At 74.7% G+C, this 14,424-nt stretch carries 9 protein-coding genes; 8 read left to right on the forward strand and 1 reads right to left on the reverse strand.

Going from position 1 to position 14,424, the window contains the following annotated elements; genetic code table 11:
• Window positions 1-115: 115 nt before the first annotated feature.
• The gene (locus tag ACH34S_RS29195) at window positions 116-676 is read right to left on the reverse strand and encodes a dihydrofolate reductase family protein (protein ID WP_395956030.1); all 561 of its coding nucleotides are present in this window, start codon (window positions 674-676) and stop codon (window positions 116-118) included.
• Between the two features lie 289 nt (window positions 677-965).
• Here ACH34S_RS29195 and ACH34S_RS29200 point away from each other — a divergent pair, with 289 nt between their 5' ends.
• The 8 genes from ACH34S_RS29200 to ACH34S_RS29235 all read left to right on the forward strand — a co-directional run bounded on the left by ACH34S_RS29200 (window position 966) and on the right by ACH34S_RS29235 (window position 14,421).
• Complete coding sequence (locus tag ACH34S_RS29200) at window positions 966-4,199, forward strand: BTAD domain-containing putative transcriptional regulator (RefSeq protein ID WP_395956031.1); 3,234 nt, start codon at window positions 966-968, stop codon at window positions 4,197-4,199.
• A gap of 105 nt (window positions 4,200-4,304) precedes the next feature.
• Entirely contained in the window at window positions 4,305-7,622 is a 3,318-nt protein-coding gene (locus ACH34S_RS29205; RefSeq protein WP_395956032.1) for an FtsX-like permease family protein, read from the forward strand.
• 73 nt (window positions 7,623-7,695) lie between these two features.
• Window positions 7,696-10,293: a CRISPR-associated protein Cas5 gene (cas5, locus tag ACH34S_RS29210; protein WP_395956033.1), complete on the forward strand. Its 2,598-nt coding sequence runs from the start codon at window positions 7,696-7,698 to the stop codon at window positions 10,291-10,293.
• Window positions 10,290-11,258 (forward strand): ABC transporter ATP-binding protein, encoded by a 969-nt coding sequence (locus ACH34S_RS29215; RefSeq protein WP_395956034.1) that lies wholly within the window; start codon window positions 10,290-10,292, stop codon window positions 11,256-11,258. The genes cas5 and ACH34S_RS29215 overlap by 4 nt, the downstream gene beginning before the upstream one ends.
• Window positions 11,251-11,949, forward strand: coding sequence for an ABC transporter ATP-binding protein (locus ACH34S_RS29220; protein ID WP_395956035.1), 699 nt, complete (start codon window positions 11,251-11,253; stop codon window positions 11,947-11,949). Before ACH34S_RS29215 ends, ACH34S_RS29220 begins: the two co-directional genes overlap by 8 nt.
• 52 nt (window positions 11,950-12,001) lie before the next feature.
• Complete coding sequence (locus ACH34S_RS29225) at window positions 12,002-13,195, forward strand: Tm-1-like ATP-binding domain-containing protein (RefSeq protein ID WP_395956036.1); 1,194 nt, start codon at window positions 12,002-12,004, stop codon at window positions 13,193-13,195.
• Window positions 13,192-14,013, forward strand: coding sequence for a phosphoenolpyruvate hydrolase family protein (locus tag ACH34S_RS29230; protein WP_395956037.1), 822 nt, complete (start codon window positions 13,192-13,194; stop codon window positions 14,011-14,013). Before ACH34S_RS29225 ends, ACH34S_RS29230 begins: the two co-directional genes overlap by 4 nt.
• Window positions 14,014-14,421 (forward strand): cupin domain-containing protein, encoded by a 408-nt coding sequence (locus ACH34S_RS29235; protein ID WP_395956038.1) that lies wholly within the window; start codon window positions 14,014-14,016, stop codon window positions 14,419-14,421.
• The last annotated feature ends 3 nt before the right edge of the window (window positions 14,422-14,424 follow it).

The raw sequence follows: 14,424 nt of genomic DNA on the forward strand, positions 1-14,424 counted from the left end.
TTCACCCTAGGGCGGGGTGGTGAGGAGCCGGGCGGCGCTCAGCAGGCAGGCGCCGCCCGGCGTGCCCCGGCGGGCCCGGTCACCCGGCCGCCGGTGTGCCCCCGAGCCCGGCGTGCTATTTCGCGACCGGGGTGTAGGTCGCGACGATGACGCCGGTCTTGAAGGACCGGGTGTCGGCCAGCTCGAACGTCGCCGAGAAGTCCGCGCGGGTGAGCAGCTCCGCCGGGTCGCCGGTACCGACGATGACGGGGTGGATCCACAGGCGCAGCTCGTCCAGCAGGCCGTTGTCGACGAGGGTCCGGGACACCGCGCCGAAGCCGTACTGCAGGATGTCCTGGCCGTCCTGCTCCTTCAGCTTGGCGATCTCCGCGACGGCGTCCGCCCGGCGGATGGCCGTGGTGTCGCCCCAGCCGGGCTTCTGCAGCGAGTCGGACACGACGTAGTGGGGCAGGGTGTTCATCCGGACGCCGAAGTCGCCGGTCGCCTCCTCCATCGCCGGCCACGCCTGCGAGAAGCCGTCGAACGTCGCGCGTCCCATCAGGATCGCGTCGCAGGAGAACAGCAGGTCGCGGGCGTAGGCGGCGGCCTCGTCCTGGAAGTAGGCCGAGGTCCAGTTCTGCGGGTTCTCGATCACGCCGTCCAGCGAGATGTAGGTCGAGTTGATGATCTTGCGCATGATGTCCTCCGATGTTCATCGTTCGCCGTCCGGCGAGCTGGAACCACCATGGCCCAGGTCGTTTACGGAATTCTTACGGTCCCACCTCCAGACCCCGGGCGTGCGGCTGCGATGACGAGAGCGCCCGCGCGCCCGGCGCCGGCGGGCGGCCGTCGCGGTGCTGGCGATCACGCCGCTGCCAGCGCGAACCCGTTCTGACCTGCCCCGGGAGCTGACCCGGCGGCAAGGTCTTCCGGGGCGGACGGATCGGCCAGGTCGTTTCCGGCGGCGCGCGGATAGGGTGCGGGGCGTGCGTTTCGGGGTGCTCGGGCCGCTCGCCGTCTGGACGGACGACGGCGGGCTCGTTCCCGTGCCCGGCCTGAAGGTGCGGGCCCTGCTGGCGGACCTGCTGGTCAACGACGGGCGCCCGGTGCCCGCCGACCGGCTGATCGACGACCTGTGGGGCGACGCGCCGCCCGGGAACCCGATGGGGTCGCTGTCGGCGAAGGTGTCGCAGCTGCGTCGGGTGCTGGAGGACGCGGAGCCGGGCGCGCGGGCGCTGGTGGCGTCGCGTCCCGCCGGATACCTGCTGGGGGCGGGCGAGGAGCGCGTGGACGCGCTGCGGTTCCAGGCCCTGGTCGGGCGGGCGCGGGAGGCGGGCGAGCCGAAGGAGCGGGCGGCGCTGCTGGCCGAGGCGCTCGGCCTCTGGCGCGGCCCGGCGTTCGCCGACTTCGCGGACGAGCCGTTCACCCGGGCCGCGTCCGCGCGGCTGGAGGAGCTGCGGCTGACCGCGCTGGAGGAGCACGCCGAGGCGCGGCTGCTGCTCGGCGAGCACGGGGCGCTGGCAGGGGAGCTCGGTGCCGCGGTCGGCGAGCATCCGCTGCGCGAGCGGCTGCGGGCCGCGCACATGCTGGCGCTGTACCGGGCGGGACGGCAGAGCGAGGCGCTGGAGAGCTTCGAGCGCCACCGGACGCTGGTCGCCGACGAGCTGGGCCTCGACCCCGGCGCCGAGCTGGCCGATCTGCAACGCGCGATCCTGCGGCAGGACCCCGGGCTCAGTGCGCCCGTGCCGCCCGCACCGGGGCCGCGGTCGAACCTGCCCGTCCCGCCGACCGAGCTGATCGGCCGCGAGGACGCCGCCAGGGAGATCCGCGCCAGGATCGGCACCGACCGGCTGGTCACGCTGACCGGCCCCGGCGGCGTCGGGAAGACGCGGCTGGCGGTGGAGGCGGCGACCGGGCTGGTGGACGCGTTCGGCGACGGCGTCTGGATGGCGGAGCTGGCCGGGTTCGAGCGCTCGACGGTGCCCGACCTGGCCGAGGTCGTCACGGCGAGCCTCGACATCCGGGACGCGCCGGGGGCGCCGGAGGCCGCGCTCGACCGGCTCGCGGCGGCGCTCGGCGCCCGCAGGCTGCTGCTCGTCCTGGACAACTGCGAGCACGTGATCGAGCAGGCCGCCGAGCTGGCGGAGCGGCTGCTGCGCGGGGTTCCCGGCGTGCGGATCCTCGCGACGAGCCGGGAGCCGCTGGGGCTGGCGGGCGAGGTGGTGTGGGCCGTCCCGCCGCTGGAGGTGCCCGGCGACGGCGACGACGCCAGCGCGGCGAGCGCGGTGCGGCTGTTCGCGGCGCGGGCGGAGGCGGCGTCCCGCGGGTTCCGGCTGGACGCCGCGACCGCCGGGCCGGTCGGGGAGCTGTGCCGCCGCCTGGACGGGCTCCCGCTCGCGCTTGAGCTCGCCGCGACCAAGGTGCGGACGCTCGGCGTCGAGGGCCTCGTCGCCCGGCTGGACGACCGGTTCCGGCTGCTGTCGTCCGGGCATCGCGGCGCCCCGGCCCGGCAGCGGACGCTCACCGCGGTGATCGACTGGAGCTGGGACCTGCTGACCGCGCCGGAACGGGCCGTCCTGCGGCGGCTGTCCGTGCACGCCGACGGCTGCGCGCTGGAGTCCGCCGAGGCGGTGTGCGCGGGCGGCGACGTCCCGGAGGCCGAGGTGCTGGACATGCTGGTCCGGCTGGTCGACCGCTCGCTGGTCGTCATGACGGAACGGCCGGGCGAGCCGCCCCGGTACCGGCTGCTGGAGTCGGTCGCCGCCTACGCCGCCGAGCGGCTCGCCGAGGCGGGGGAGGACGAGCACGTCCGGCGGGCGCACCGGCTCCACTACATCGGCCTGGCCGAACGCGCCGAGCGGCACCTCTACGGGCACGACCAGGCACGCTGGCTGCGGACGCTCGACACCGAGGCCGCCAACGTCCGGACCGCGCTGGACGACGCCGTCACCGGCCGCGCCGCCGGGGACGCGCTCCGGCTGGTCAACGCGCTGGCCTGGTACTGGTTCCTGCGCGGCCGGCTGACCGAGGCGCTGCGTTCGCTGGACGCCGCGCTCTCGCTGGAGGGCGGCCCATCCGCCGGGCGGGCGCGGGCGCTGACATGGCGCGCGGGGCTCGCCGTCCTGAAGGGCGCCGGAGGCGATGGCGCCGCGCGCCGCGACGAGGCGCTCGCGCTCGTTGACGCGTCCGGCGATCCGGGCCTGCGGGCCTGGGCGCGCTGGTTCCTGACGTTCGCCCATTTCGACGTGGAGGACACCGCCGCGGGCGCCATCGTGGTGGACGAGGCTTTGGCCGGGTTCCGCGCGTGCGGCGACCGGTGGGGCGAGGCGGCGGCGCTGGTCCTGCGGGCCAAGCAGGCGCACGCGCACGGCGACCCGGTCGCGCTGCGCCGCGACGCCGAGCGGGCGGCCGTGCTGTTCGGCGAGACCGGCGACCGCTGGGGGCAGCTCCAGGCGGTCGAGTGGCTGGGCGCGCTGGCGGAGCTGACCGGCGACTACGACCGGGCCGAGCGGCTCCAGCTCGACGGGCAGCGGATGGCCGAGGAGCTGCACATGTGGCCGGACGCCGCCGTCCGGATGGCGTGGCGCGGCTGGGTCGCGCACCTGCGCGGGGATCCGGCCGCCGCGCGGCGGCTCTTCGGCCGGGCGCTGCGCGTGGCCGTGGAGCAGGGCCACGCGGGCGCCGTCATGTTCGCCGAGGTCGGGCTGGGCCTGGCGGCGTGCGCCGAGGGACGGCTGGAGGACGCCGAAGACCGCCTCGAACCCCTGCTCCGGGCCGCGTCCCCGGAGGAGTTCCCGCCGCTCTACCTGCCGATGGTCCAGAGTGCGCTCGGTGAGGTGGCCGAGGCGCGCGGCGACGTGGCCGCCGCCCTCACCTACCAGCGCGACGCGCTGACCGTCGCGCTCCGGCTGGAGGCGCCGAGGGACACGGCCGGGGCCTTGGAGGGGCTGGCCTGCGCGCTGGCGCTGTCCGGATATCACGGGCAGGCGGCCGAGGCGCTCGGCAAGGCGGCGTCGGTCCGGGAGACGAGCGGCGTCCGGCCCGGACGGTCGGAGCAGGCCGCCGCCGCCCGCGCCGAGGAACGCGCCCGCGGCGCCCTGGACGACGCCGCATTCGCGGCGGCCTTCGAGGCGGGGGCGGCGCTGGAGCCTGCGGACATCTTGCGGCGTGCCGAGGCCGTCCGGCCGGAAGGCCCCTCGATCTGGGCCGCTAATGCGTAATTTGTCCTTATTGCAAGAGGGTTGCGAATCGGCACAGAAACGTCACGGCCTCTTGTAACGCCCACGACCCATCAATGATCATGAGCGATCGTGAGGGGTCGGGGGATGGTTCTCAGGCGCATGGCCGGGGACAGGACGCTGATCCTGGCCGCATGCGCGACCGCGTTGTTCGCCACCACCGTCCTCGCCGCCCTGGTCGGCTACACCGGATCGGTCACCCGCGAGGGGCTGCGCCAGACCCTGGCCGGGGCGACGTTCGAGTCGGTCGGGACGACCATCGGCACCAACGTCCCCGCCAACGGGCTCGGCAAGGTGCGGGGACAGGTCGGGCAGGCGCTCACGCAGATGTACGGGGACGTCCCGCTCACGATCTCGGTCGGCGTGCGCAGCGACTCCTACACCCTTCCCGGGCAGGAGAAGAGCGACCATCCCGAGCTGACGGCGTTCGGCACCTACACCGGGATCGAGAAGCACGCGCGGCTGACGCGCGGGCGCTGGCCCGCCGCCGACCCGACCGCCGCGCGCGACGGCGAGGTCCAGGCGGCCCTGCCCGGCGCCGCCGCCCGCGCGATGCGCGCCGACGTGGACGACGTCCTCGTCCTCCACGGGCGGGTCGACAAGAAATCCGTCGTCAAGGTCCGCGTCGTCGGGCTGTTCGACGTCCCCGACCCGGAGGGCTACTTCTGGCAGGGCGACCGCCTCCTCACGACCGGCGTCGAGAAGCTCGACTACACGACGTACGGGCCGTTCGTCGTGCCGCCCGACGTGTTCGCCGCCCGCTTCACCGGCACCGGCGCGGACGCCCGCTTCACGGTCATGCCCGACCTGCGCGGCCTGGAGTCAGGCGAACTCGGGCCCCTCGGCGACCGCGTCGCGAACGCCGAGGAGACCTTCAGGAAGGCCGGTGACGGCGCGCAGTTCTCCGTCGTGACCAAGCTGCCCGAGCTGACCGCGCAGCTCGACGACGCCGTGCTGGTGGCACGGTCGACGATGCTGATCCCGGTGATCCAGCTCGTCCTGCTGGCCGGGGTCGCATGGCTGCTGGTCTCGCGGCTGCTGGCCGACCACCGGCGCGGCGAGGTCGCGCTGCTGCGGACCCGGGGCATGGGGATGCGGCAGCTCGCGCGGCTCGGCCTCTTCGAGGGCCTGCTGATCGTGCTGCCCGCCGCCGTGCTCGGCCCGCTGCTGGCGGGGCCCCTGCTGCGGCTCGCCGCGCACGCCCCGATGGTGCGCGACTCCGGCCTCCGGCTGGACGCCGGGCCGATGGCGCCGCTCTGGATCGTGTCGGTGGCGACCGCGCTGACCTGCGCGGTCGTCCTGACGATCCCGACGCTGCGCGGCGCGAACCGCACGTTCGTCGAGGCGCAGGCCGGGATCGGCCGGACCCGGCGGCTGCGCGGCTCGGGCGCCGACCTGGCGCTGCTCCTCGTCGCCGGGCTCGCGATCTGGCAGCTCACCCGGTACGGGGCCGACGGCACGGGCGGCGGGGCCGGCACGTCCGGGGTCGATCCGTTCATCGTGTCCGGCCCGGCGCTCGCGCTGCTCGCGGGCGGGGTGCTGCTGCTCCGGGTGGTGCCGGTGACGTCCCGGGTCGCCGAGCGGGCCGCGACGCGGGGGCGCGGGCTCGTCACCGCGCTCGGCACCCGGCAGGTCGGACGGCGCCGCCTCCGGTACGCCGGGCCCGTCCTGCTGCTGGTCATGGCGATGGCGGTCGGGGTGCTGTCGGTGACGACGATGGCGACCTGGCGCCGGTCCCAGACCGACCAGGCCGACTTCCAGGCCGGCGCCGACCTGCGCGTCGCCCGCGCGAGCGGCCCGCAGTCCCCGTCCGTGCTCGGGCAGGGCGGACGGGTCGCGGCGCTGCCCGGCGTGACCGCGGCGACGGCCGTGCTCCGCTCCGACGCCGACCTCGGCACCGCGCCCGCGACGCTGCTCGCCGCCGACGCCGGGGAGCTCGGCCGGGTCCTGCGCGTCCAGCCCGGCCTGCGCGACGATCTGCGGCTGGCCGAGCTGGCCGGGGCACGCCCGGCCACGCCCGCGCTGACCGTCCCCGGAAAGCCGGGACGGCTGCTGTTCGACGTCCGGCTCACCCGCGCCGGCCCGGTGCCCCCGAACGAACTGGGTCTCAAGCCGTCCGCCGGCTTTCCCTACGAGGTGGCGGTGACGATCGCCGACGCGCGCGGCCTGGTCCGGGAGATGACGCTGCCCGGTCTCGCGGCGGACGGACGCGAGCACACCCTCGCGCTGGACGTCGCCGGTCTCGCGGGCCCGGGCGGTGCGCTGTCCTATCCGCTGTCGGTCCGGGGCCTCCACTACTCCTTCGACGCCAACACCTTCTCGGGGCCGCTCGACCTGGAACTGCTGCACGTGCGGGGCGACGGCACCGGGGAGGCGGCGCCTCCCGCCGGGGCCCGCTGGGACGTGTTCGTCCGGCCGCAGGACTCGCGGCCGAAGGCGGCCGCCGTGCCCGCGGAGGGCGCGCTGACGAAGCTCGCCATCCCGGCGCACCCGTCGTGGGCCGGGGAAAGGATCTTCTCCGACACCATCGGGGACGTCCACGCCATGCTCATCGCGGGCCCGCCGCCTCCCCGGGACTCGGGCGCCGGGACGAACACCGACCTCCAGCCGGTCGTGCCGGGCGTCATCACCGCGGAGACGGCCCGCCGCGCCAAGGTCGGCGTCGGCGGCAAGGTCACGGTCAGCACCGTCGACGGTGAGCAGCCGGTACAGGTGGTGGGGATCGCGCCCGCGCTGCCGAGCGTCCCGCCCGGCGAGCCCGGCGTCCTCGTCGACCTGCCGACGCTGACCGGCACCCGGCTCGCCGCGAACGGCGCGGACCCGACGAGCATCGCGCCCGGGGAATGGTGGGCGTCCGCACGGGGCGGAGCCACCGGCCCGGCCGCGAAGTCGCTCGCCGATCATCCCGCCTGGGGCGAGGTCGCCGCGGACCGCGCCGAGCTGCGCTCCCAGCTCCGCGACGCCCCGCTCGGCGCCGCGCTCCAAGGTGCGCTGGTGCTCGGCTTCGGCGCGGCGCTGGCGTTCGCCGTCATCGCGTTCGTGGTGAACGCGGCCGTGACGGCGGGTGAGCGGTCCCGCGAGTTCGCCGTGCTGCGGGCGCTCGGCGTCCCGCCGCGGCAGGTCACCGGGGTCCTCGCGATCGAGCAGGCGTACCTGGTCGTACTCGGACTCCTCGGCGGGACGCTGCTCGGGCTGGTCGTGGCGCGGCTGGTCGTCCCGCACGTCGTGCTGAGCGTGCAGGCCGCCGAGCCGTACCCGCCCGCCGACCTGGTCGTCCGGTGGCCGGTGGTGCTCGGCATGGTCGCCGGGGTCGCCGCGGTGCTCGGCCTGGTGCTGCCCCCGGTGATCCGGGTCTTGCGCCGCCGGAACGTCGGCGCGGGGTTGCGCGTGGGGGAGGACCGATGACCGGAGCGGAGCGAGGATCATCGGTCCGACCACTCGGGGGTCTGGGGGTCGCCCCCCAGAAAGGCAGGGACCGATGAGGTGGGGGGCGGGGCTGCGGCTGGCGCGTGCGCAGTGGGCGCCGCTCGTCGCGCTGGCCGTGCTGACGCTGGTGTCCGCACTGCTCGCCGTCGCCCTCCCGGCCCGCATGGCCGCCGGATACGACCGGAGCGCGGCGGCCGCGGCCGGGTCCGGCGCCGACGTCCGGGTCGAGGGGCGGGCGGCGGACATCGCCGCGACGACGTCCGTCCCGAGCCAGGACGCGCTGGTCTCCCACGGCCTCACCTACCAGCAGCTGATGCCGCCGTCCCTGCGTGCGGTGACGGGGCAGCCCGAGGCGTCCGCCACCAGCGACCGCATGGGCATCGACGGCCGGTTCTCCCGGCCGAGGCTGCTCTACCTGGGCTGGGACGTCGGCGCGTGGGAACGCGTCCGCATCGTCGCCGGCACCCCCTCCTACAGCTTCGACCTGAAGCCCGGCGAGGACCTTCGGGTCATGGTCGCCAAGACGTTCGCCGACCGGCTCGGCTACAAGGTCGGCGACCGCATCGCCGCGGCGGGCGGCACGCCCGCGGAGCCCGCGCTGCGCGTCCAGATCACCGGCCTGTACGAGCCGGTGAACGCCGCCGACCCGTACTGGACGCCCCGCGCCCGGATCCTGCACCCGGTGCGGGAGACGCTCGGCGACCGGGATCCCGTGGAGGCCGACGCGGGCACGGCGCTGATCGACGGCGCCGGGTACGCCATGGCCGCGCGCACGCCCGGACGGCACTTCACCTTCAGCTGGCGGTTCCCGGTCCGCCCCGGCGCGATCGGCGCGTCCGGCGCCCGCGACGTCGCCGCCGACATGGACGCGTTCCGCTCCGCCGTCCAGGGCCGCACCGGGATGTTCCCCTGTGCCGTCGTGACCGCGCTGGACGACCGGCTGGACGCCTTCGCGGGCCAGCTCCGCACCGCCGAATCGGTCCTCGGGCTGGTGCTCGGCGGGCTCGTCGCGGTCGCCGCCGGGGTGCTGCTGCTGGCCGCCGGGCTCCTCGGGGAACGGCTCAGGCCCGTCCTCTGGACGATGCGGGCGCGCGGCGCGTCGCTGCGGCAGCTCGCCCTGCCCGCCTGCGGGCTGACGGCGCTCGCCGCCGTCCCGTCCGCGGCGCTCGGATACGCCGCCGGACGCCTCCTCGACGCCGGGCCGCCCCAATCCAGCTCGATCTACGCGGTCGCCGTGCCGGTCGCCGCCGTCCTCACCGTGCCGGTCGTCGTGGTCCTGCGGGAGCGCGACGCGGGCGCCGGGTCGTCGGGCCGCCGGGACGACCTGGTCTCGACCCGGCCGTCGCGGCGCCGGTTCGTCCTGGACGCGCTGCTCGTCGCCCTCGCCGTGATCGCCGCCGTGCTGCTGCGCCAGCGCGGGGAGCGGGCGGGCACCGACCCGCTGATCGCCGCCGTACCGGTGCTGCTCGGCGCCGCCCTCGCCGTGCTGGTCCTGCGCGTCTACCCGTACCTGCTGCGCGCCGCCGGTCCGTTCCTGCGGCGCCGCCGCGGCGCGGTCGCGTTCATCGGCATCGCCCGCGCGTCCCGGCAGACCCTCGTCGGCGCGCTCCCGCTCGTCGTCCTGCTGCTCGCCGCCACCGTCGCGGGCTTCGCCGCCACCGTCGAAACGGGGCTGCGGACCGGGCAGGAACGCGCGTCCTGGGCCGAGGTCGGCGCCGACGGCCGCATCGAGGCCGGGCCGATGGACGAGGCGACCCTCGCCCGCGTCCGCGCCGTCCCCGGCGTCACCGGAGCCGTGCGCGTCCGCGTGATCACGGAGGTGACGACCCAGTCGAACACGGCGCCGCTGACCGTCGTCGGCGTGGACCTCGCCGCCTACCGCAAGCTGGCGCCCGGCGTGCCCGGAATCCCCGGCGGCGCGCCCGCCGCCCTCGCCTCGCCGCTCGCCGCCCGCACGATGGCCCCCGGCCCGGCGACGCTCAGCCGCGCCGGAATGGACCCGATCCGCGTCCAGTCGCCCGGCGTCATCGAGCACTTCCCGGGACAGTCGCCGGGCAGCGCGTTCGTCGTCGTCCCGTACCAGGCCGTCGCGGGCGCGACCGGGTTCCCGTCGCAGGTCTTCCTCTCCGGGGACGACATCGACGCGAAGAAACTCGGCGCCGCCGCCCCCGGACGCGGCGTCCACCTCCGCCAGGACGTGCTGCGGACCATGACGGACGTGCCGATGGTCACCGTCGTCCGCGACACCTTCCGGGACGGCTCCCTCATCGGCGGCGCCTTCGGGCTCCTCGCCGTCCTGCTCGTCCTCGTCGTCGGGGCCCGCGCCCGCAGCCGCACCGTCGCCCACCTGCGCGCCCTCGGCCTCGCCCGCCGCCAGAGCCGCCGCCTCGCGCTCGTGGAGATCGCCCCCGTCCTGCTCTGCGCGGTCGGCGCCGGCTGGGTGCTCGGGCTGCTGCTGCCCGAGATCACCGGCCCCGTCGTGGACCTGCGCCCCTACACCGGCGGCCACGCCGTCACCGCCCACGTCCCGAGCCTGCCCGCGCTGCTCGGCCTCCTCGGCGCGCTGCTCCTCGCCGCCGCCGCTGCCGTCACCGTGGACCGCGCCTTCGACGCCCGCCCCGGAACCGTCCTGAGAACGGGGGACTCTTGAGCACCAACGCACCCGGCAGCATCAACGCACCCGATCTGGCCGAGCTGGAGCGGCGCGCCGCCGAGCGCGGCCCCGTCTACGGCGAGGGCGCGCACATCGTCTGCGACAACCTCGTCCGCATCTACAAGACCGACGGCATCGAGGTCGTCGCGCTGCAGGGCCTCGACCTGCTCGTCGACGCGGGCGAGCTGGTCGCGATCGTCGGGGCGTCCGGCTCCGGGAAGTCGACGCTGCTGAACATCCTGTCCGGGCTGGACGTGCCGACCGCCGGGGTCGCCCGCGTCGCCGGGGCCGACCTGCTGACGATGGCGTCCAAGGAACGGCTCCGGTTCCGGCGCGAGCAGGTCGGGTTCATCTGGCAGCAGACGTCCCGCAACCTGCTCCCGTACCTGACCGCCGAGCAGAACGTCGCGCTGCCGATGCGGTTCGCCGGACGGTCCCGCCGCGCCCGCGCCGCCCGCGCCGCCGAACTCCTCGGCATGCTCGGCGTCGGCGACTGCGCGGGACGCCGCCCGCACGAGCTGTCCGGCGGCCAGCAGCAGCGCATCGCCATCGCCGTGGCCGTCGCGAACGAGCCCCACGTCGTCCTCGCCGACGAGCCGACCGGCGAGCTGGACACCGCCACCGGCGGCGAGGTCTTCACCGCGCTCCGCCGCGTCAACGAGGAGCTGGGCACCACGGTCGTCGTCGTCACGCACGACAAGCAGGTGACCGAGCGCGTCGACCGGACGATCGGCATCCGCGACGGCCGCACCAGCAGCGAGGTCCGCCGCCGTTCCGCCGAGGACGGCACCCGCACCGCAGAGGAGTACGCGGTGCTCGACCGCGCCGGACGCGTCCAGCTCCCGAAGGGGTTCACGGCGGCGCTGGAAATGCGCGACCGCGTCCGCCTCAACCTGGAGACCGACCACGTCGGCGTCTGGCCGGATCGCGAGGCCGTCCGGAAGGAGAGCGACGATGACTGAGCCGATGGTGGTCGTGGAGAAGCTCACCCGCACCTTCCGCACCGGTGACCTGGAGGTTCCGGCGCTGCGCGGCGTGTCCTTCACGGTCGGGGCCGGGGAACTCGTCGCGATCAAGGGCCGCTCAGGCTCGGGGAAGACGACCCTGCTGAACCTGATCGGCGGCCTCGAAACCGCGGACGGCGGCACGGTCCGCGTGAACGGCGGCGACGTCGGCGCCCTCAGCGAGGACGAGCTGCTCGCCCTGCGCCGCGACCACATCGGCTACGTGTTCCAGTCGCACGGCCTGATCCCCGTGCTGTCGGCCGCGGAGAACGTCGAGATTCCGCTGCGGCTGGTCAGGACGCCCCCGGCGGAACGCGACGAGCGCGTCCGCGTCCTGCTGGGCCTCGTCGGCCTGGCCGATCATGCCGCCCAGCGCCCGTACGAGCTGTCGGGCGGGCAGCGCCAGCGCGTCGCGATCGCCCGCGCGCTGGCGAACCGTCCCCGCCTGCTGCTGGCGGACGAGCCCACCGGCCAGCTCGACTCCGAAACGGCCGCCGCGATCATGCCGCTGCTGCGCGCGGTCGTCTCCAGCGAGGGCGTCACGGTCATCGTCGCGACCCACGACGAGGCCCTGTTGGCCGAAGCCGACCGCGTCCTCAACCTGGAGGACGGCGTGACGACGGAGACCCCCGTCCCCACTCCCGGCTGACCCGGTTGCCCTCTGATCAACCGGGGAATCGGTACCGGGATGGGAGGGCTGTATGGCGACTGTCGTACTGGTGGGGACGCTGGACACCAAGGGGCCGGAGTACGCGTGGCTGCGTGACCGGGTGCGGGAACTGGGCTGCGACGCGGTCCTGGTCGACGTCGGCGTGGGCCCGTCCGAGGTGGACGCCGACGTCACCGCCGAGGAGGTCGCGCAGGCCGGCGGCACATCACTGGCGGCCCTACGGGACGCAGGTGACCGGGGCGCTGCGGTCACGGCCATGGGAGAAGGCGCGGCGGCCGTCCTCGCCCGGCTGGACCCGATCGACGCCGTGCTGGCCGTAGGCGGGAGCGGTGGTTCGTCCATAGCGGCACGGGCCGTCCGGGACCTGCCGATCGGCCTGCCCAAGCTGATCGTGTCGACAATGGCCTCCGGTGACGTGACCCCTTACGTGGGCGCCAAGGACGTCACGCTGATGTACAGCGTCGTGGACATAGCGGGCGTGAACCGGGTATCACGCTTGATCCTCGGCAACGCGGCGGCAGCGGCGGCCGGAATGGCGAAAGCGCACACACCTGCGCCCACTGCCGAGGAACGTCCCCTCGTGGGCGCCTCGATGTTCGGGGTCACGACACCGGCGGTGGACGCCGCCCGCGAACGCCTGGACGAACTCGGCTACGAAGTCCTGGTCTTCCACGCGACCGGCGCCGGAGGCCGGGCCCTAGAGGGCCTCGTGGAGAGCGGCCTGCTGGCCGGGGTCCTCGACCTGACCACGACCGAACTGGCGGACGACCTGGTCGGCGGCGTCCTGTCGGCCGGACCCGACCGCCTCACCGCAGCCGGCCGGCACGGGCTCCCGCAGGTGGTGGCGCCGGGAGCCCTCGACATGGTCAACTTCGGGCCGCGCGAGACCGTCCCGGAGCAGTTCACGGGACGGAACCTGTACGTCCACAACCCCACCGTCACCCTCATGCGAACGACGCCGGACGAGATGTCCGAGCTGGGGCGCCGCGTGGCGGCGAAACTGGCCGCCGCGACCGGCCCCACCACCCTGTTCATCCCGCTCGGAGGCGTGTCGGCGCTGGACGCGCCCGGCATGCCCTTCCATGATCCGAAGGCGGACGAGGCGTGCTTCGCGGCGATGGAGGGCGCCGTGGACACGGAACGTCTCGACCTGAACATCAACGACCCGGCGTTCGGCCGCGCGATGGCCGACCGGCTGCACCAGATGATCTCGGAGGGGGAATGAACCGTCAGGACGTCCTCGCGCGGCTGAGGAGGACCATCGCGGAGGGGCAGCCCATCATCGGCGCGGGAGCGGGCACGGGCCTGTCCGCCAAGTGCGCGGAGGAGGGCGGCGTCGACCTGATCATCATCTACAACTCGGGCCGCTACCGGATGGCGGGACGCGGATCACTCGCCGGTCTCCTGCCCTACGGGGACGCGAACCAGATCGTCGTGGAAATGGCGTCCGAGGTTCTCCCGGTGGTAAAGGAAACACCCGTCCTGGCCGGAGTATGCGGCACCGACCCCTTCCGCCTCATGCCGGTATTCCTCGACCAGCTCAAGGCGATGGGCTTCTCCGGCGTACAGAACTTCCCGACGGTCGGCCTCTACGACGGGGTGTTCCGCCAGAACCTCGAAGAGACCGGCATGGGCTACGACCTGGAAATCGAAATGGTGCGCCTGGCGCACGAACGCGACCTGGTCACCGCCCCGTACGTCTTCGACGAGGACCAGGCACGGGCAATGGCGGAAGCAGGCGCAGACGTCCTGGTCCCGCACGTAGGGCTCACGACCAAGGGCAGCATCGGCGCGGGCACGGCCCTTTCCCTCGACGAAGCAGTCGCCCGAGTGCAGGCGATGCGGGACGCCGCGTCCGCCGTCCGCTCCGACATCCTGGTCCTCTGCCACGGCGGCCCCATCGCCGAACCGGAAGACGCCGCCTACGTCCTGTCCCGCACCGAAGGCGTCGTGGGCTTCTTCGGTGCCTCCTCCGTCGAACGGCTGCCGACCGAGCGGGCCATCACCCAGCAGGTGGCCGCCTTCAAGAACCTGGAGCTGTGAATGCTGCTGAATCCCGGCGACGTGGCGACGATGACCTTCGACTGGGGCTCGATCAAATGGTTCGTCACCCCGTCCGGCGTGCCGGGCGCGAGCAGCACGCTCGGCGAGGTGATCGTCAACCCCGGCAAGGGCCACGCGCGCCACAACCACCCCACCGCCGAGGAGATCATCTATGTGATCTCCGGCGAGGCCACCCAGATGGTGGACGACGCCGACCCGTTCACCATCCGAGAGGGCGACGCCGTCCACATCCCCAAGGGCGTCTGGCATTCCACGTACAACACAACCTGGCGCCCCCTCCGCCTGATAGTCACTTACACACCCGGCGGCGAAGAAAAGGCATTGGAAGCAGCCCCCGACTTCTGCCTACATGCCCCCGACACGATCCCAGAATGGCGCCAGGCCTAGCCG

Source organism: Actinomadura sp. 3N508, assembly GCF_044326375.1.
GTDB lineage: Bacteria > Actinomycetota > Actinomycetes > Streptosporangiales > Streptosporangiaceae > Spirillospora.